We start from the raw sequence: 18,294 nt of genomic DNA on the forward strand, positions 1-18,294 counted from the left end.
CATCCTGCCATGTACTCGATGCCCGATCAGGGCCGAGGTAGGCCTACTGCGTCGCACATCACATTTGTGACGCGGCCCCAGTCGGCATCTTGAATTCCTGTAAAAAGTCTGACCTGTTCCACGCCCTGGTGGACCAGCATGCTCAGCCCGGAAACGACCAAACCACCGGCGGCTTCCCACGCGTTGGCCAGCACGGAGGGCCAGGGATCGTAGGCGACGTCCAGCAGCACGGCGCCGGGCTTGATGACACCGGCATCCGGGCCGGGGGTCTCCCCCTCACCCAGGCCCAGGGCATCAACCCACGAATCCGCCGCGCGGGCCGGGAGCGTGGAGATCACCGCGTCGTAGGTTCCCAGGCGCGGCCCGCCCTGCCGGTACGGAAGTGCTGTTGCCTCCAGCCCGAGGGTCCGGGCCAGCTCCACGGCCGCCGAGGCGCGCTCCGGGTTGCGCACCAAGAGCTCCACGCGGCCGACGCCCATCAGGGAGCACGCCTCAAGTGCGGCAAGCGCGGTGTTCCCGCTGCCGAGGATCGCCACCACGGCCTTGCCGTCGCCAGCGGGCACCGGGAGGTCCAGCGACCGGACGATGCCCTCGACGTCGGTGTTTTCGGCAAGCAGCCGCACGCCGTTCGCGTCCCGGGACACCACTATGGTGTTCAGCGCCCCGAGTCGCCGCACCCGGTCCGAGGGCTCGTCGACGTACGGGATCAGCGCGTCCTTCATCGGCATGGTGACCGACACCCCGACCCAGCCGGGTTCGGTGCGCAGCCGCGCGGCGATCTGCTCCGCCTGCTCCGGGAGTATGTCGATGGCCGTGTAGTCGATCTGCACGCCGAGCTCGCGGTAGGCGGTGGAGTGCAGCAGCGGGGACCGCGAATGCCCGATCGGGTGTCCCAGCACCGCGGCGCGTGCGCCGGGTGCCGGGGTTGCCCGGGTCACTTGCAGACGTCCGTGTTGGCCGCGCACCACACGCGGAACTCGTTCTGGTTGACCTGGTGCTCACGGTAGGTCTTCGCGAACTTGGTCTCACCGGTGTTGGTGTTGACCGTTACCCAGTAGTAGTAGTCGTTGGCCTTCGGGTTCGCGGCGGCCTTGATGGCGGAGGTGCCCGGGGACCCGATCGGCGTCGGCGGCAGGCCCTTGTGGACGTAGGAGTTGTACTTGTTGCCCGCGTCCTGCTTCTCCTCCTGGGTGAAGTGCAGGGTGTAGCGGTCAAGTCCGTAGATGACGGTGGAGTCGACCTGCAGCAGCCCGTTGGTCTCGGTGTTGCTTGCGTGCAGGCGGTTCTCCAGTGCACCGGCGACGGTTGCGTAGTCGTCCGGGCGGGCCTCCGCCTGCAGGATCGAGGCGATCGTCAGCACCCGGTACTGCTGGGCCGGATCGGTGATGCCCTCGTCCGTCAGCGCCTTCTTGGTGGCGTCGACCATCAGCTGCAGCACTTCCTCGGCGTCGGAATCGATCGGGAACCGGTACTCGCCCGGGTGCAGGAAGCCCTCGAGGCTCTTCACGTCGCCCTTGATGCCGAAGGCCGCGGGGTCACCGGCGAGGTTCTCCAGCGAGGCCAGCGACAGTCCGGTGGCCTTGGAGATCTCCTCCAGGACCGCCGGCATGCGGGTGTTCTGCTTGATCGCCACGTAGCCGACCTTTTCCGGGCCGTCGCCGATGAGGATGGTGGCGGCGTCCAGGGCCGGCATCTGCAGGCGCAAATCGTACTTCCCGGGGTGGATCACACGGTTTTCCGTTTCCACCATCTGGATCGCCTCGAGGAAGAGCTTGTCGCTGGCGACGATGTCGTCCTCAACAAGGGCGCGGCCGATCTGCTGGGGGCCCCAGCCGGACTTGACCTCGAAGCTGACGGTTGCCCCGCCCGGTGCCGGGAAATCCTTGGGGTTCAGCTTGTCCATGACGCCCTGCAGGACGATCACGACGCCGAAAATCACGGCGCAGAAGCCCAGCAGCACGGCCGCCATCACCGCGTTGCGGCGGCGGCGACGGCGTTTGCGGTGCGCAAGGTCCGCCGCGGTCGGACCGCCGAGGAACAGGCTTTCCCGCCCGCCGCCCTGCGCGGCAAGCTCGTGGTCCTGGTATTCGTGGTGTTCGTGTTCGTGGGATTCGGGGAGGTGTTCGTCCCCCTCGTAGTGGTACTCGAGCGATTCGTGGCCGGGCACTGCCTCGTAGGCCGCCCCGTAGGCGACGGGTGCCGGCGTTTCGTCGTGGGCCCGGGCCTCGGGGGCCGCAGCATGCACGTCATCCATGCCGTGGGCCACGTCCGCGGGGTCTGCCGCGGGCTCGGTTTCGTGCCAGTCGGGACCATCTGACTCCGAGACCGGGAACTCGTGGAGTTGCGTCGCCGGGGCAGGGGCCTCGGCAACCGGTTCCACGACCTGCTCGAAAGCCGTCGTGACGTCTTGCGCCTGGACCGGTTCGGCCTTTCCGGGGTTCGGGAGGCCGTTGGCGGCATGGCCCGGGTGCGAGAGGATGTCGTTGAAACTCATGGCCGCGTGTTCGCGGGCGTCCCAGCGTTGGCCCGCCGGTTCCGGCTCCGGAGCGGTGGTCGGCACGGCGGGAGGCGCGGCGGTCGGCGCGGGAGGCACGGCGAGCAGGGGTTCTGCAGGGGCTTCCGCCGGCGCTTCCACCATGGCGGTCGGCGGGGCAACCGGCGGCACTGCGCGGTGGTCCTGGTCGAAGGGGGCACCCGCATCGGCTGCGGGGGCGGCGGCCGATGGCGTGAAGTAAGGGGCCGAATCCGGGGTCACGGCGCTGCGCCCGGAGGCGGAGCGGGCCCGGCGGGGTCCGGCGGCGTTGGCACGCAGCGTTTCACGCACACGTTCCGCGGCGGCGCGCTGCGCCTCGATGGCTTCGGAGCGGGCGCGCAGGGCACCTTCGGTCCGGGCACGCTGCGCGGCCGCAACGGCCTGGGCGCGCTGCTGTTCCGCGGCGAGCTGGGCCTCGGTCGGTGCTACGGGATCGCCTGCAAGGGCCTCCGCTGCCGAAACGGCCGAGCCGGCCGTGTAGGCGGAATCCGATTCGGTGACAGGTGCAACAGGATCGTTCCCGCCGGCTTCCACCCGTTGGCGGGCGGCTCGTGCGGCGCGACGAGGCGAAACCTCGTTTTCGTGGCGCGAGGAATCGAAGGACGATTCGTTAGTCATGCGGTGTTCTCCCTTGCCCGCGGGCAACGTAGTAGCCGTGGGACGACGGAGGCCCACCTGTTCAGCTTTTTGAGATGTGACCTGATCGTAACCTAAAAGTGACACGTCATGCAGGTCATCGCCGGCGCGGATACGGGCGCGCCGCGCGTGATCAACAGCGGAATTATGGTCCTCAGGATGCATTGCCGAACCCGGATTCCGCGGGGAAAACCAGCTGCCCGGGGGCGAACTGGCCGTGTCGGCGCATTTCAAGCACCTGTTGGAGAATCTCCACGGCGGCGACCTGGTCGACCACCGAACGGTGCTTTCGCCCGTCCAAACCTGCCTCGCGCAGCGACCTGTGCGCGCTGACCGTGGTCAGGCGCTCATCGACCAGGCGCACCTCAACCTTCAGGGAGGCGCGGGCCAGGGCATTAGCCAATTCGTCGGCATAATCCCGCGCCATGCTCGTCGAGGCGGTCTCGCCGCCGGAGAGCGAACGCGGCAGGCCGACAAATATTTGTCTGACCTCGCGTTCCGCGGCGAGTTTCACCAGCACGGAAATGTCGCTGTTCTTCTTGGCGTCGCGCTTCAGGGTCTTCACCGGCGTCGCAAGCATGCCGTCGGGGTCGCTGGCTGCGACGCCGACGCGGGCCATGCCCACGTCGACGCCGAGCAGCACCCCGCGTGCGGGGTTTGCCGCCGAAGTTATGACAGGTCCTGGATCGAACGGATCATCGCCTCGATGGCCTCAGGCGTCTTGGTGACGTCCTGGCCGCCGCCCTGGGCGAGGTCGTCCTTGCCGCCGCCGCCTCCGCCGAGGATCTTCGCGGCGGTGCGCACCAGCGCGCCGGCCTTGACGCCCTTGGTGCGGGCGGCCTCGTTGGTGGCAACCAGCACCAGCGGGCGGCCGTTGGAGGCGCCGGTCAGCGCGACGGTCGAGGCCTCGGAGCCCAGTCGGTCGCGCAGGTCCAGCGCCAGGGTGCGCAACCCGTCGGCGGAGGAGACCTCGCCGGCGTCGTGCGCCAGGACGCGGACGCCGTTGATGTCGCGGGCCTGGGCCACCAAGGCACCGGCCTGGGCGGCCAGTTGCGCGGTGCGCAGGCGCTCGATTTCCTTTTCCGCGTTCCTCAGCTTTGCCACGGTGTCGGTGATGCGCTCGTTGAGCTGCGCCGCCGGCACGCGGAACATCGAGGAGAGCTCGGAGACGAGCGCGCGCTCGGCGGCACCGTGGCGGAATGCCTCCATGCCGACCAGGGCCTCGACGCGGCGGTTGCCCGAACCGACGGATGCCTCGCCCAGCAGGGTCAGCGAACCGATCTGCGCGGTGGCGTCCACGTGGGTGCCGCCGCAGAGTTCGCGGCTCCAGGCGCCGTTGATCTCCACCATGCGGACGGTGTTGCCGTACTTCTCGCCGAAGAGGCTCATGGCGCCAGCGGCGCGGGCCTCGGCCAGCGGCATGACGTTGGTCAGCACCTGATGGTTGTTGCGGATGGAGAGGTTGACGACCTCTTCGATCTCGTTGCGGGCCGCGGCGGAGAGCGCCTCCGACCAGGAGAAGTCGAAGCGCAGGTAGCCGGCCTTGTTGAAGGAGCCTGACTGCAGCGCGTCCGGGCCCAGGATCTCGTGCAGCGCGGCGTGGACCAGGTGGGTAGCGGAGTGCGCCTGCTCGCCGGAAAGGCGGCGGGCGCGATCTACCTCTGCAAGCACCGTGGCGTTGGCGGGCAGTTCGCCCTCGCGCACGATCGCCTGGTGGACATTGAGTCCGCGGATCGGGGACTGGACGTCGAGGACCTCGAGCACGAAGCCGTCGCCGGTGATGAGTCCGACGTCGCCGGCCTGGCCGCCGGCCTCCGCGTAGAACGGGGTCTCGTTGAGCACCAGTTCGATCTGCTGGCCCTGTTCGGCCACCTCGACCAGGGCGCCGTTGTGCACGATGCCGCGCACGGTGGATTCGCTGGTCAGCTCTTCGTAGCCGGTGAAGATGACGTCGCCGCGCTCGTGCAGCTGGGTGAACACCGTCAGGTCGGCGTGGCCGGCCTTCTTGGCCTTCGCATCCTTCTGCGCACGGGTGCGCTGTTCGCTCATCAACGCGCGGAACTGGGTCTCGTCGACCGACAGGCCGGCCTCGGCGGCGATCTCCAGGGTGAGGTCGATCGGGAAGCCGTAGGTGTCGTGCAGCGCGAAGGCGTCCTCGCCGGAGAGCGACTCGCCCTTGGACTTGGAGACGCGCAGGGCTTCTTCCAGGCGGGTGGTGCCGGAGGCGATGGTGCGCAGGAAGGCGCGTTCCTCGGCGTAGGCGATGCGGGCGATGCGCTCGAAGTCGGTCTCGACGATCGGGTAGACACCCTTCATGGCGTCGCGGGAGACCGGCAGCAGTTCCGGAAGGACCGCGGTTTCCACGCCCATCAGGCGCATGGCGCGGATGGCGCGGCGGATCAGGCGGCGCAGCACGTAGCCGCGGCCCTCGTTGCCCGGGGACACGCCGTCGGAGATCAGCATCAGCGAGGAGCGGATGTGGTCGGCCACCATGCGCATGCGCACGTCGTCCGCGTGGTGCGGGTCGTTGTGGTCCTCGGTGGAGGTGTATTCCTTGCCGGAGAGCTCGGCAGCCTTGTCGAGCACCGGACGGACCTGGTCGGTCTCGTACATGTTCTCGACGCCCTGCAGGATCATCGCGAGGCGCTCGAGGCCCAGGCCGGTATCGATGTTCTTCTTGGGCAGTTCGCCCAGGATCTCGAAGTTGTCCTTGCCGGTGCCCTCGCCGCGCTGGTACTGCATGAACACGAGGTTCCAAATTTCGATGTACCGGGTGTCGTCGGCCTCCGGGCCGCCCTCGATGCCGTACTCCGGGCCGCGGTCGTAGAAGATCTCCGAGCAGGGGCCGGCCGGGCCGGGCTGGCCGGTGGACCAGTAGTTGTCCGCCTTGCCCATTTTCTGGATGCGGTCGGCGGGGACGCCGATCTTGTCGCGCCAGATCTCCAGGGCCTCGGTGTCCTCGTGGTAGACGGTGATCCACAGCTTCTCGGCGGGCAGGCCGAAGCCGCCATCCGCGACGGGGGTGGTCAGCAGCTCCCAGGCGTAGGAGATGGCGCCTTCCTTGAAGTAGTCGCCGAAGGAGAAGTTGCCGGCCATCTGGAAGAAGGTGCCGTGGCGCACGGTCTTGCCGACTTCTTCGATGTCACCGGTGCGGATGCACTTCTGGACCGAGGTGGCGCGCGTGTACGGCGGCTCTTCGCGTGCGGTCAGGTACGGGATGAACGGCACCATGCCGGCGACCGTGAACAACAGCGACGGGTCGGAGGAGACCAACGAGGCGCTGGGAACCGCGGTGTGGCCCTTCGACTCAAAGTAGTCGACCCACCGGCGTGCAATTTCCTGCGATTTCATTGTTCCTCTTCGGTCCCTTCGTGCTTACGGGGTATGTCTGGTGCGGTGGTGTTCGCTGGAATCGGTCCGATCCGGGCACAACACCGCTTACAAGTTTAGTGGCGGCCGTGGCCGGTTGCTTCATCCAAGCCCAGGGCCTGGCGTAATTCTGTTTCGCGTTCGTTCATTCCATCGCGGAATGCCGCGGCGACCTCGTGCAGCGAATCGCTGATGCGGCCCATCGTGCGGTTGAGCCCGTCGGGGCCCGCCAGCGACTTGGCCTCGCCGATTTTGCGGGCGGCCAGTACGCCGACACCGATTCCGATGCCGACCCAGAAAAGCTTCTTCATCTGCGCTTCCTCTTCTTCGTGTTGGACCCAGGCTGTTGGATGTGCCTGCCGTCCCCCGCCGGGCCGGAGCCCGGTGTTCTCTTGCACTCTGTCCGGAACCGCTTCCAGCGCACCCGATCCAGTGGATTTCCGGATCGGTGTCTGGGCTGAAACGGCGTTCCCGGGTAATTGCCCTAGCGGCTGCGGCGTCCCTTGCCCGAGGGCTTGGTCCCCAGGGCGGCCCTGACACCGGAGGAGAACGCGGCGACCTTGATCAACGGCTTGCCGACGGTTGCCGCCATGAGTGAGGAAAGTGCGCTGATGTTGGCGGAGGCATCCGAAACGTTGTTGGTGATGCCTTCGACCTTGCGCAGCTGGTCGTTCGTGGTTGCAACCGTGGTTGTGACCTCGGTGAGCAACGGCGTGGTGCCGTCGGACACCTCACGCACTGCGGCACGAAGTTCGTCGAACACCTTGCCGAGCTTCCAGATGGGAACTGCCAACAGTGCCACAAGCACGGCAAAGACCCCCGCTGCGATGAGTCCGGCGATATCCGACCCTGTCATGTGCTTTTCCCCTGCCGTTGGTGACGTGTGCTTTTCCACCTTACCGAATGGCGGCCGGTAGCACAGAACCGAAACATGCCGGATAGCACGAAGCCCGCGACCAAGGCCGCGGGCTTCGTGTTGCACTGCATCATTCGGATGGGCGTGAGCCCGTCGAATTTAGCGTGCGTAGTATTCGACCACGAGGTTCTCTTCGCAGGTTACAGGAACCTCGGAGCGCTTCGGGCGGCGAACAAGCTTGGCCTGAAGGGCTTCAAGCTTGACGTCCAGGTAGGCCGGGACGGCCGGAAGAACGTCGCGGTGAGCGCCTGCAGCGGCGATCTGGAACGGGCCCATCTTTTCGCTACGCTCGTGAACGTGGATCAGCTGACCCTCGGACACGCGGAACGACGGACGGTCAACGCGCTGGCCGTTAACCAGGATGTGACGGTGCACAACCAGCTGACGAGCCTGGGCGATGGTGCGGGCGAAGCCTGCACGCAGAACCAGGGCGTCCAGACGCATTTCCAACAGTTCGACCAGGTTTTCACCGGTCTGGCCCTTGGTGCGCTTGGCTTCTTCGAAGGCACGGGTCATCTGTGCTTCGCGGATGCCGTACTGGGCGCGCAAACGCTGCTTTTCGCGCAAGCGTACTGCGTAGTCGCTGTCCTGCTTCTTGCGGGCGCGGCCGTGCTGGCCCGGACCGTAGGGACGACGCTCCATGTACTTTTCAGCTTTAGGAGTCAGAGCAAGGCCGAGGGCTCGCGAGAGGCGAACCTTACGGCGGGCACGAGTGTTGTTAGCCACGAGTGTCCTTTTCTTTTAGAGCGACTGTTTATCTAGCTGGCCTCCATCGTGGAGAGTTGTGGGAAGCCGCTTCCCAATTCACTACAACCCGTGTCTGCGCACCCGAAGGAACCGAAGTTCCATTGGATTTGCACACAGGGCTTGCCAGCCAAGGACCAATCCTACCACCGCCATCAAACCAGCGGCACATCGCCGCCGGTTCACCGCGATTCGGTCCACCTTGCGCGGCGTGGTCCACAGTCTATTTTTTGCCGCGGAACTTGGCTCGGATGATGTCCCTGATGCGTTCGAGGCGTTCGCCAATCAGGCGTTCGGCTCCATTGGTCGTGGGACGGTAGTAGTCGACACCCTGTAGGTCATCCGGTGCGTACTGTTGCGTGGCAATCGAATGAGGGGAATCGTGCGAGTAGATGTAGCCCTTGCCGTGGCCCAATTGCTGGGCACCGGCATAGTGGGCATCACGCAGGTGCATGGGAACTCCGCGGCCGCGCCCGGCGCGAACGTCGGCCACTGCCTCGTTGATCCCGTTGTAGGCCGCATTTGACTTGGGTGCCGTTGCCACGTGGACCACTGCGTGGCCAAGGATGATGCGGGCCTCGGGCATGCCGATGAGCTGGACGGCCTGCGCCGCGGCCACGGCTGTTTGCAGCGCGGTTGGATCGGCCATGCCGATGTCTTCCGATGCGCTGATCATGATGCGCCGGGCGATGAACCGCGGATCCTCGCCCGCTTCGAGCATCTTTGCCAGGTAGTGCAGGGCCGCATCGACATCGGAACCCCGGACGGACTTGATGAAGGCGCTGATGATGTCGTAGTGCTGGTCCCCCGCCTTGTCATAGCGCTGCACCGCGGCATCCATGGCGCGTTCGGTGTGTTCGAGGGTGATCCGGATCCGCTGGTCCTCGACGGGCAGGCCGCCGGCGTCGGCTGCCGACCCGTCTTCACCACCGGATTCGGCAGCGGTGTCGCCGGATTCGGTTTCTTCGGCTTCCGCGGCTGGCTCGGCAGGCTCCGGGTTTTGCGACTGGGCATCCGCCGCACTCCACGCAACGCCTGCCGCGGCCTCCAGCGCCGTGAGGGCGCGGCGCGCGTCTCCCCCGGCCATGCGCACCAGGTGGTCCAGCGCGGTCAGGTCCATGACCAACTCGTCATTGAAACCGCGTGGGTCCTCAAGGGCCCGGGTGATCAGTCCGGCGACGTCGGATTCTTCCAGCGGTCGCAACGTGAGCAGCAGCGAGCGAGAGAGCAGGGGGGAAACGACGGAGAAGGAAGGGTTTTCGGTCGTTGCGGCGACGAGCACGACCCAGCGGTTTTCAACACCCGGCAGCAGCGCGTCCTGCTGGGCCTTGTTGAAGCGGTGGATTTCGTCGAGGAACAGCACCGTGGTGAGACCGCGCAGGTCGCGGTCCTCCAGCGCCTGGTCCATGACACGGCGCACGTCCTTCACGCCTGCGGTGATGGCGCTAAGTTCAACGAAACGGCGTCCCGGGGCACGGGCGATGACGTGGGCGATGGTCGTTTTGCCGGTGCCGGGAGGTCCCCAGAGGATGATGCTGGACGGACCCGAGGGGCCCGGGCCATCAACGCCGGCCAACTGGCGCAGCGGGGAACCGGGCTTGAGCAGGTGCTGCTGTCCAACGAGTTCCTCCACCGAGCGCGGGCGCATGCGGACCGCAAGGGGCGCGCGGGGGCGCACATATTCGTCGTTGTTTTCCTCGTCGTCATCCAACGCACTGAGAAGATCGTTCACTCCCCTAGCCTAGTTCAGCCGGTCTGGTGATTTGTCCATCTGACGCTTTTTCCGAATGGATGGTCAGTGGCCGATCATTCAGGGTGCACGCGCGGGATTTGTCGTGGTGTTCCGGGAACCCTGGAAACCCATCTGGCTTCTCTCAAGGTTCTGCGTGGGCGCGACCGGCGGCCCCCGCCCAAGGCCGGAACCTGCCCCGCCGGAGAATCGATGCGTTCGCACATCGGCCGCCCGGGAATGAGGTTGCTCCATCAGTCCGTAAACAGCGGCGCCGTGTATCCAGCGGTGCGAAGCTCCGGATGCCAATGGAGGTTGCGTTCGGGAGCACCGCGCGGCTGGCCAGCGCGTTCGATGAGATGTGGAACGCCGCCAATCATCTTCATCGTGATCAACCCGGCATGCACCTGGAGATGATGATACAAACAGAGCAATGCGCCATTTCTGACACTGGTCTCACCGCCCTCGAGCCATGGTTTGACGTGGTGGGCTTCACTGGTCGCGGCAGATCTGTTGCAGCCGGGAACCGTGCAGCCGCGGTCGCGCAGCGCAAGGGCGCGGCGTTGGGCCTTGTTGAATCCACGCGCCTCCCGTCCGAGGTCGAGCAATTCCCCATCGGTGGCCAACACCGCCGGCAACAGGTCGGCGTTGCAAGCCATCCGCCTGATGTTTGCTGCTGAAATGGGTTTGCCGTGGTTGGTGATTCCTGCGTCTTCCAGCTGTCCAAGAAGGCTTTGGTAGCCGATGAACACGCCGATCTTGACGTGCATCCCGCCGGTATCGCTGACGTCGTCACCCGAGAGAACACCGGCACAGGCGGCAATGACTGCGTCGAGCAGCAGTTGCGGCGAGTTGCGTGGATCGCTGGCACCCGCATCAAAGGGGTCTCCCTGCGGGGGCAGCCCGCAATCCAGCTGGCTGAGTGGCGTGTCTCGCGGGTCGGTCCCGGGCGCCATGGCCCATTCAGGGGCTGGGGTTCCCGCGGGACAGAAAACAGGAGTACTTGAAAGCGGCGTTTTGGGCCGGCCGTTCGTTGCAGCGGCGGGAGGCATTCGGGTTTGCGCGGTTGACGTGGAGACTGGAGGCAGCTTTTGCGACCGCGGGTTGCTCCAAGCCTCGCCGAAGGAGAGGAGGACTTCGCTATCCATGGGGTCGCAGCGCAGCAGGAACTCGTCGCATCCGTCCCTGTAACCGCGGTAAAACATGCCGCGCTTGGCGAGGATTTCGTCATCGGTGATGGGCGATCCGTTCTCGGACAGGAACCCCTCCCAGTCCTGCAGGGCCTTGCCACAGGATTTGGGTTCACCCGTCCGTGCCTCGTGGACAAGCGATTCCTCGATCGCGGTGGTAATGATTCGGGCGTCGGGCCGCGGCGATATGCGTGGCTGCATGCCTTCGAGCCGCCCTGCCAGTTGGGAGAGATTTCCGACATCCGCAGTACCGTCTGAGGCGGCGCCGGCCAATACCGGGTAACTGGGGCGCGGGCCTTCGGGCGGCCGGGCACTTTCCGGACCGACCGTTGCTGCCTCCGGCGCGGGCATAGGAGCGACCATCAGCCGGGCACCGGTGAGCCGGCGGCGGGCCTCTGAAACCGAAATGTGCAAGTGGGCCTGGGTATACGCGACCGTATTGCGGTGTGGAGCCATGCCCCGGCACATGACCGCGGGTGGGATACCCACGGTTCCGTCGACAAGGGACTGCGGATCGACAACCAAGTCATCGACTTGTTGAGCCGTTGCAGGGTCAAGCCGGTGGATCTGGGCGGCGTCCGCGTCGAAGGTAGCCACGAGTTGGGCGTAGGCGATGGCGCGGTGCCCTTGTTCGAGAAGGCCGAGCATGACCGCACTGGCCGCGGCATCCAATGATGTCCCGGTCAGACGGACCGTCAGTTCACGCAGGCCGAGCACGGCTATGGCCATGTCCCTGCCCAGCTTTCCGGGGTCGGCGTCCGCCTCCGGCAACCCTCTTGCTTGCGTGATCATGCCCATCATTCTGCGCTTCTCGAGGGTCTCGCGTTGCCGGAAATGGGCAACTGTGGGGGAAAGTGGTCTATCTGGTGCCTGAACAAACTGGTGTCCGCACGCGTGGAGCGTTTGTGCCAAGGTGCAGGTGGGTATGGCGTATATGTAGAGTCGAAGTTGGCATGCGGTTTGTATGCCACACCAGGCGAACCGACCCGGCATCATTTTGGTTGCATGCCCTGACCAAGGTCGATCCCATTTTCGAAAATTAAGGATGTCATGAAGGCAGTTTTGCAAGTTGTATCGCGCGCATCGGTTGAAGTCGAGGGAGAAGTTGTCGGCAAAATCGATTCGCCTGGCTTGCTGGTACTGCTCGGCGTGACTCATGAGGACACCCCGGCCTTGGCCGCAAAGCTCGCGGCCAAGGTTTGGCGCCTGCGCATGCTGGCGGATGAAAAATCGTGTGAGGACTTGGATGCACCGTTGCTGGTCGTCAGCCAGTTCACTCTGTATGGGGATGTGCGCAAGGGACGACGACCGGGCTGGACGGCCGCAGCACCCGGCGCAGTGAGCGAGCCGTTGTATGAGGAATTCATGGCGCAACTGCGGGAGCTGGGAGCGCACGTGGAATCCGGAGTGTTCGGCGCGATGATGGAGGTTTCGCTCGTGAATTCCGGTCCGTACACGCTCATTGTCGACACCGATGACCTGCCGGGATCGTAGCCTTCCGAATCAAACGTAGCGCTTGGGCAGCTGCCGTTGGCTGCGCCGACGGCAGCAGGGAACGCAGCCCGAACCGGGCGGAGAGAGGCGCCCCGGCCGCGGAACGTTCTCACGGTAGGTACTAGCGGCACAGCGAGAGAATCCTGTGGGCCACCGCGGAACCTCGTGCGGTTTCCGTTCCAGGGGTGCGGAAACCGGTATTTGGGCGCATACTGCCAATTGAACTGGGGGGAGCATCTATCCCATAGGTACTCGAGGTTCGCCGTGAATATCTCCAGAACATTGGCCCCTGCGATGCTTGCCGCAGCGCTGCTGTTGACTACAGACATGCCCCAGACTGGTTCGCCGATCCAGTATCCGCGGCCGCCCTCCTTAGAACTGGATACATTTCAAGCTCAAAGGCAACAGGTGGCACTAAGCCCGGTTCACTCCAGATGGGTTGAGGCCCTGGGCATCGTGCCGATCGGGCCAACAGGCGGCACACCAACCAGAACCCCGGCTCAATCCGGTTTGGCAAGCGCGACCGGCACGTCGTGGTTGCAGGGTGCTGGAAATGCGGCCCTTTTGGTCCGACCCGAGGGCGCCACACCGTCCTCGAAGTTCCGCGCCAAGGCGCGGGCCGTCTTGAACAAGTATGGCTGCTCGTCCTCAGGGATAAGAATCAACGACAAGCGTTTGGGCAGGTACTCCAACGGGATGGCTGACTGGTACAACAACGTGGTGTTGCTGCGCAGTTCCATGCCGGCCAGCCGGGTGACTTATGTAACCGCCCACGAATGCATGCACATGCGGCAGTACCGGGCCTACAGGGGAAACGTGAACAAGCTCGCTGCCGCGATGAACCGGATCTACGGCGGCAAGGGGTTCACCGGACTGGAACGCAATGCGGACTGTATGACGCGTGCCGTAGGAATCAAGGTCACGAACAGCGCCTACGCCTCGTCGTGTAGCGGTGCAAAGCAAACGGCCGCGCTCAAGGTACTCAATGGCAAGCGTGCATGACCCTCCACTGTCGCGCAGCTGGTTTCAGCAGTCGTCCTCGTATCCGAGTGCCCGGGCCTGTGCCATGCGGCGCTGCCTAAGTTTTTTGGCGTCGGCATTGATTTGATTCGGCCTCCATGACTTGGCCACAACGACAGCCGCCACAATCAGGACAGCGATGTTCAGTCCGCTTCGCCAGGTCAAACCGTCCTCGAGCAGTTGCGCAAAAACGAAGAAAACCGCAAAGTAGAGCATCACAAACAGGATTCCCACACGCTTGGCAATGACGCCTCGCCTGATGGCAGGCGGATTGATTGCGGCGAGTTGAGCCGCGAAGACCTCGACGTTTCCGAATTCCGCGGCAAGGGTTGCGGCATGTCCAGTGTGCTCACGGTGGTCCTTTGCCTCACGCAACGCTTCGCTGGCCTGGGCTCGGGAGAACAGGTACCGGCCGCGAAGCAGGTTTTCCGCATGGGAAAACCAATGGGAATCGCCCCAATTCGAGTCATCGACCAGCGGCGGCTGCGCCGTGGCGCGTATGAGAAGTGCAGCGGCGAAGAGCACAACGCCGGCAAGGGGAATACTCCAGTTCGGCGGGGCTGGAATCAGGTTCTCAGGCAGTGACGAAACCAGGCCGACCGTTCCGACGATTCCCGTAATTGCTCCGGCCCATGACGCCGTCGCCAGGTGAAGCTTGCCCCTCGTGCGCAGGATCCATCCCCAGATGCCGAGCCCGCAGAATACTGCGGTCAGCGGGAAAAGCACGACCAGCTGACCCTGCGCGCTACGCGTATTCCAACCGTCGTCGATGCCAATCCAAAGCCCCAGAACAATCAGCATTACACCAAACGCCAGGAGCATCACCTGGACGCCGCCTATGATGCTCCGGAAGGGCAAATCCTTTTCCAATACGTCCGCAGGTAGACGCATGCGTTTGCCGACGGTCCGACCAAACACCTCGGGCTTGCCAAAAAGCGCGGTCGGTGTTTGACCGCTGGCTAAGACACTTTCACGAACCTCGGCCAGCCGGGGACTGACAGCCCCCTCCTCTGCGCCAAAGAGAACCATCGTGGCGGCGGCGTGTACTGCCCACTCGCGGTACGCCTCAGGCCAGAGTTCCACTTCGGACAGCCATGGATCGGGCTGCTTGTCTCGTTTTTTCATGCCGTCCTACTCGTAAAGAATTGTCGTGCCGTCGACACTCGGGGCAAGGAACTAGGTCAGGCCCGCAGAACTGCATCCTTGAAGAAGAACCAGAGTTCTCGCTGCGCCGCGAGGTGGCCGCGTCCGGAGCCGGTGAGCGTGTACACCTTGCGGCCAGGTGCACCGTCGCCGTCTTCCCAGGTGCTGTCCAATAGGCCCGCAGCTTCCAACTTCACCAGAGCGGGGTATAGCGTCGATCCCTTGATGGGTGAGAAACCTCGCCCTTCAAGGCTCTGCGCCAGCGCGTACCCGTGATTCGGGCCGGCTTCCAGCGCATCCAGCAGGCTCATGGGAAGCATCGCCCGCTGCCAGCTGCCAGGGAACTTCTTCTCTTCGATCATGAGGTCCACTCCCCCGGCGTCGCGCTGCCAATTGAACGCAGGGCAGGATATTGCCGACGACGCAATCCGCCAATGAAGAGGTTCATGTCATGGCCTTTCTTTGGTGGTGGGTATGCTTGCTTGACGTACGCCGCCAAGGTTCGAACTAAGTCAAAAATTTATCTAGATAATAAATGATACCAAAGATGTCCACATGTTCACGGTGTTCGTAGCGCAATTCTGGATGCTCGCGAGTCTTGAGCGCTTGAATTCTTCTGGGTGGCAGGCTCGAAAAGAACTCTCCTGCCTTGATCCGGTCAGTGCAGCGTTGCCCGTGCGGTCCGGCGAATGCCGGCTTACGCATAGGATGCCGCAGGAGGAGCCGAACAAGCCCGCAGCCGCCCCACTTCCCCGCCTACAGCGCCCCCAACGACTGCTCGCCGCGTGCCGGCAGACGGCAAGTATCAATGTTCAACGACACCAGCAGCTACCGTGAATCCACGGATGCCGCTCATCGATGGGCTACCAAAGAGAATCGCCGTTCCCACTAATGCCCTGCCGTTCCCGCGGCAGCCTGAGAAAGCCGTCGCGGGAACGGTCGCCCCGTCGCCGGACAGGCATTCGAAATCGACCGGAGCCGCCAAGTTGTTCCGGCCGATGCCTTCTAGAGCCCAGGCCCGCGCTACGGCACGCCTCAACTTGCTAGCGAACAATGCGCCACCTGCCACGCATTCCAATGTGTTCGCAATAATGCCAGCGACATCCAATCCCGATGGAAAGAAGTTCCCGGAGAACCACTCCCCCTCCGCGAAGAACAGCCAAGGACTCCTGGACCAGGAACTTGCACCAAATGCGCGAGCCGGGCACGGGGGGCTTCGTTCCAGGCCTTTCTTTGGGCGTGCGCTTGGTTGCCTGACTTGCGCCGCAAGAGGGTTGACTAAGTCAAAAATTTATCTAGATACTATTTAGTTGTATGGTTATCCACGCTACTTTTGCTGTCTCGCACGTGGCCTTCCGTGGCGTGAACGAAGTGTCACGTGGATCGGCCCGTTGATTTCGGACCGCTTCCCGCATGCCCCTCAGAGTTCTTCCCCATTATTTTCCTACCGGTGCCCTCTCCTGTCCCAAGACCGTTCCATGCAGCGCACCCGGAGCGGCCACCCACCCCGCTTCAGACCGTGGAACCTAGTGCTTGACTTGTTCGCGGGCCAGAAACGCCGCAGGGCGGGGGAAGAACGCCGACCCGTGTGGATCGGCGCTCCTCCCCCGCCCTGCGGGGTCAAACCAGGCCTGAAGGCTACTTGACCTCTACCGGTTCGTTCGTTTCGGCCTTCTTGGCTTCCGGCTTCGCGTCGACGCCGGCCTCCTTGCGCTGCTGCGGCGTAATCGGTGCCGGGGCAGCGGTCAGCGGATCGAATCCGCCACCGGTCTTCGGGAAGGCGATGACGTCGCGGATCGAGTCGGAACCGGTGAGCAGCTGCAGCACGCGGTCCCAGCCCAGGGCGATGCCGCCGTGCGGCGGCGCGCCGTACTTGAAGCCCTCGAGCAGGAAGCCGAACTTCTCCTGTGCGGCTTCCTCGTCGATGCCCATCATCTTGAACACTCGCTGCTGCAGGTCCGCCTGGTGGATACGGATCGAGCCGCCACCGATTTCGTTGCCGTTGCACACGATGTCGTACGCGTAGGCAAGTGCCGACTCCGGATCGGTGTCGAAGGTGTCCATGAACTCGGGCTTCGGCGAGGTGAACGCGTGGTGCACCGCGGTCCATGCGCCGGTGCCGACGGCTACGTCGCCCGAGGCGACCGCTGCTGCGGCAGGCTCGAACATCGGGGCGTCGACGACCCAGACGAAGGCCCAGTCGTCTTCCTTGATCAGGCCGGTGCGGTGGCCGATCTCGACGCGGGCGGCGCCGAGCAGGGCGCGTGCCTCGGTCTTGGTGCCTGCGGCGAAGAAGATGCAATCGCCCGGCTTGGCGCCGGTGGCCTCGGCCAGGCCGGCACGCTCAACGTCGGTGAGGTTCTTCGCAACCGGGCCAGCCAGTTCGCCGTCTTCCTTGTACAGCACGTAGGCAAGGCCCTTGGCGCCGCGCTGCTTGGCGAATTCCTGCCAGCCGTCCAGGGTGCGGCGGGGCTGCGAGGCGCCGCCGGGCATGACCACGGCACCGACGTGCGGGGCCTTGAAGACGCCGAACTCGGTGTCCTTGAAGAACTCGGTCAGGTCGCTCAGCTCCTGACCGAAGCGCAGGTCCGGCTTGTCCGAGCCGTACTTGGCCATGGCCTCGTGGTAGGTGATGCGGGCGATCGGGGTCGGGATCTCGACGTCGATCAGCTTCCAGAGTTCCTTCACCAGGGCCTCGCCGAGCTCGATGATGTCATCCTGCTCGACGAACGACGCCTCGATGTCCAGCTGGGTGAACTCCGGCTGGCGGTCCGCACGGAAGTCCTCGTCGCGGTAGCAGCGGGCGATCTGGTAGTACTTCTCGAAGCCGCCGACCTGCAGGAGCTGCTTGAACAGCTGCGGGGACTGCGGAAGCGCGTACCATGAGCCCGGGGACAGGCGTGCCGGCACCAGGAAGTCGCGGGCGCCTTCCGGGGTGGAACGCGTCAGCGTCGGGGTCTCGATCTCGCAGTAGCCCTGGTCGTGCAGCAGGTTGCGGGCGATGCGGTTGGCCTCGGAGCGCAGGCGGATGTTGCGGTTCGGGGTAGGGCGGCGCAGGTCGAGGTAGCGGTGGCGCAGGCGCGCCTCCTCGCCGACCTCGACGTGCTCGTCGACCTGGAACGGCAGCGGCGCGGCGGTGTTCAGCACCACCACATTGTCCGCGATGACCTCGATCTCGCCGGTGGCAAGCGCCGGGTTCTCGTTGCCCTCGGGGCGGCGTTCGACCTTGCCGGTGACCTGCAGGACGAATTCGTTGCGCAGCGGGTGGAAGTCTTCCTCATCGCGCACCACGATCTGGGCGAAGCCGGAGGCGTCGCGCAGATCAAGGAAGGCGACACCACCGTGGTCGCGGCGGCGGGCCACCCAACCGGTGAGGGTGACGGTTTCTCCGATGTTCTCGGCGTTCAAGGTGCCGAGCTGATGAGTGCGTAGCACTGCATTCCTTTCCAGAAGGGTGCGGATTGCGCAGGGACCCCGGCAACGCGCGCCGGTGGCGCGGGATCAGCGGGGGTGCGGATGT

The 18,294-nt window shown here is 64.9% G+C and carries 14 protein-coding genes; 2 read left to right on the forward strand and 12 right to left on the reverse strand.

Going from position 1 to position 18,294, the window contains the following annotated elements; translation table 11 throughout:
- Positions 1 to 26: 26 nt before the first annotated feature.
- The 9 genes from ACFY5D_RS02485 to ACFY5D_RS02525 all read right to left on the reverse strand — a co-directional run bounded on the left by ACFY5D_RS02485 (position 27) and on the right by ACFY5D_RS02525 (position 11,918).
- A complete protein-coding gene (locus tag ACFY5D_RS02485; protein ID WP_387524564.1) occupies positions 27 to 938 on the reverse strand; it encodes a shikimate dehydrogenase family protein in 912 nt (303 codons plus the stop codon).
- Entirely contained in the window at positions 935 to 3,151 is a 2,217-nt protein-coding gene (mltG, locus tag ACFY5D_RS02490) for an endolytic transglycosylase MltG (protein ID WP_387524567.1), read from the reverse strand. Before mltG ends, ACFY5D_RS02485 begins: the two co-directional genes overlap by 4 nt.
- 172 nt (positions 3,152 to 3,323) lie before the next feature.
- Positions 3,324 to 3,812 carry a Holliday junction resolvase RuvX gene (gene ruvX, locus ACFY5D_RS02495; RefSeq protein WP_387524570.1) on the reverse strand — a complete coding sequence of 163 codons (489 nt, stop codon included), beginning with the start codon at positions 3,810 to 3,812 and terminating at the stop codon, positions 3,324 to 3,326.
- A 26-nt stretch (positions 3,813 to 3,838) separates the two neighbouring features.
- Entirely contained in the window at positions 3,839 to 6,520 is a 2,682-nt protein-coding gene (gene alaS, locus ACFY5D_RS02500) for an alanine--tRNA ligase (RefSeq protein WP_387524573.1), read from the reverse strand.
- Positions 6,521 to 6,615: 95 nt separating this feature from the next.
- Complete coding sequence (locus ACFY5D_RS02505) at positions 6,616 to 6,849, reverse strand: hypothetical protein (RefSeq protein WP_387524575.1); 234 nt, start codon at positions 6,847 to 6,849, stop codon at positions 6,616 to 6,618.
- 173 nt (positions 6,850 to 7,022) lie between these two features.
- On the reverse strand, positions 7,023 to 7,394 hold the full coding sequence (locus ACFY5D_RS02510) for a DUF948 domain-containing protein (protein ID WP_387524578.1): 372 nt from the start codon (positions 7,392 to 7,394) through the stop codon (positions 7,023 to 7,025).
- Between the two features lie 159 nt (positions 7,395 to 7,553).
- Positions 7,554 to 8,180 carry a 30S ribosomal protein S4 gene (gene rpsD / locus ACFY5D_RS02515; protein ID WP_387524581.1) on the reverse strand — a complete coding sequence of 209 codons (627 nt, stop codon included), beginning with the start codon at positions 8,178 to 8,180 and terminating at the stop codon, positions 7,554 to 7,556.
- 241 nt (positions 8,181 to 8,421) lie between these two features.
- A complete protein-coding gene (locus tag ACFY5D_RS02520; RefSeq protein ID WP_387524584.1) occupies positions 8,422 to 9,930 on the reverse strand; it encodes a replication-associated recombination protein A in 1,509 nt (502 codons plus the stop codon).
- A gap of 251 nt (positions 9,931 to 10,181) precedes the next feature.
- The gene (locus tag ACFY5D_RS02525) at positions 10,182 to 11,918 is read right to left on the reverse strand and encodes a DUF222 domain-containing protein (protein ID WP_387524586.1); all 1,737 of its coding nucleotides are present in this window, start codon (positions 11,916 to 11,918) and stop codon (positions 10,182 to 10,184) included.
- A gap of 249 nt (positions 11,919 to 12,167) precedes the next feature.
- Here ACFY5D_RS02525 and dtd point away from each other — a divergent pair, with 249 nt between their 5' ends.
- Complete coding sequence (gene dtd / locus ACFY5D_RS02530; RefSeq protein WP_387524589.1) at positions 12,168 to 12,611, forward strand: D-aminoacyl-tRNA deacylase; 444 nt, start codon at positions 12,168 to 12,170, stop codon at positions 12,609 to 12,611.
- 264 nt (positions 12,612 to 12,875) lie between these two features.
- Positions 12,876 to 13,613, forward strand: a complete 738-nt coding sequence (locus ACFY5D_RS02535; protein ID WP_387524592.1) for a hypothetical protein — start codon at positions 12,876 to 12,878, stop codon at positions 13,611 to 13,613.
- A 24-nt stretch (positions 13,614 to 13,637) separates the two neighbouring features.
- Here the strand turns inward: ACFY5D_RS02535 and ACFY5D_RS02540 are convergent, their stop codons facing one another.
- The 3 genes from ACFY5D_RS02540 to aspS all read right to left on the reverse strand — a co-directional run bounded on the left by ACFY5D_RS02540 (position 13,638) and on the right by aspS (position 18,209).
- Positions 13,638 to 14,756, reverse strand: coding sequence for a hypothetical protein (locus ACFY5D_RS02540; RefSeq protein ID WP_387524595.1), 1,119 nt, complete (start codon positions 14,754 to 14,756; stop codon positions 13,638 to 13,640).
- A gap of 56 nt (positions 14,757 to 14,812) precedes the next feature.
- Positions 14,813 to 15,136 carry a PadR family transcriptional regulator gene (locus ACFY5D_RS02545; protein WP_387524598.1) on the reverse strand — a complete coding sequence of 108 codons (324 nt, stop codon included), beginning with the start codon at positions 15,134 to 15,136 and terminating at the stop codon, positions 14,813 to 14,815.
- Positions 15,137 to 16,412: 1,276 nt separating this feature from the next.
- Entirely contained in the window at positions 16,413 to 18,209 is a 1,797-nt protein-coding gene (gene aspS, locus ACFY5D_RS02550; protein ID WP_387524601.1) for an aspartate--tRNA ligase, read from the reverse strand.
- Positions 18,210 to 18,294: the final 85 nt, after the last annotated feature.

Source organism: Paeniglutamicibacter sp. NPDC012692 (assembly GCF_042901625.1).
GTDB lineage: Bacteria > Actinomycetota > Actinomycetes > Actinomycetales > Micrococcaceae > Paeniglutamicibacter.

Bases quoted from the DNA above. Each gene is read 5' to 3' on its own strand.
- alaS (WP_387524573.1), bottom strand. From the start codon at position 6,520: ATGAAATCGCAGGAAATTGCACGCCGGTGGGTCGACTACTTTGAGTCG.
- ACFY5D_RS02505 (WP_387524575.1), bottom strand. From the start codon at position 6,849: ATGAAGAAGCTTTTCTGGGTCGGCATCGGAATCGGTGTCGGCGTACTG.
- ACFY5D_RS02545 (WP_387524598.1), bottom strand. From the start codon at position 15,136: ATGATCGAAGAGAAGAAGTTCCCTGGCAGCTGGCAGCGGGCGATGCTT.
- mltG (WP_387524567.1), bottom strand. From the start codon at position 3,151: ATGACTAACGAATCGTCCTTCGATTCCTCGCGCCACGAAAACGAGGTT.
- dtd (WP_387524589.1), top strand. From the start codon at position 12,168: ATGAAGGCAGTTTTGCAAGTTGTATCGCGCGCATCGGTTGAAGTCGAG.
- ACFY5D_RS02540 (WP_387524595.1), bottom strand. From the start codon at position 14,756: ATGAAAAAACGAGACAAGCAGCCCGATCCATGGCTGTCCGAAGTGGAA.
- ACFY5D_RS02510 (WP_387524578.1), bottom strand. From the start codon at position 7,394: ATGACAGGGTCGGATATCGCCGGACTCATCGCAGCGGGGGTCTTTGCC.
- ACFY5D_RS02525 (WP_387524586.1), bottom strand. From the start codon at position 11,918: ATGATGGGCATGATCACGCAAGCAAGAGGGTTGCCGGAGGCGGACGCC.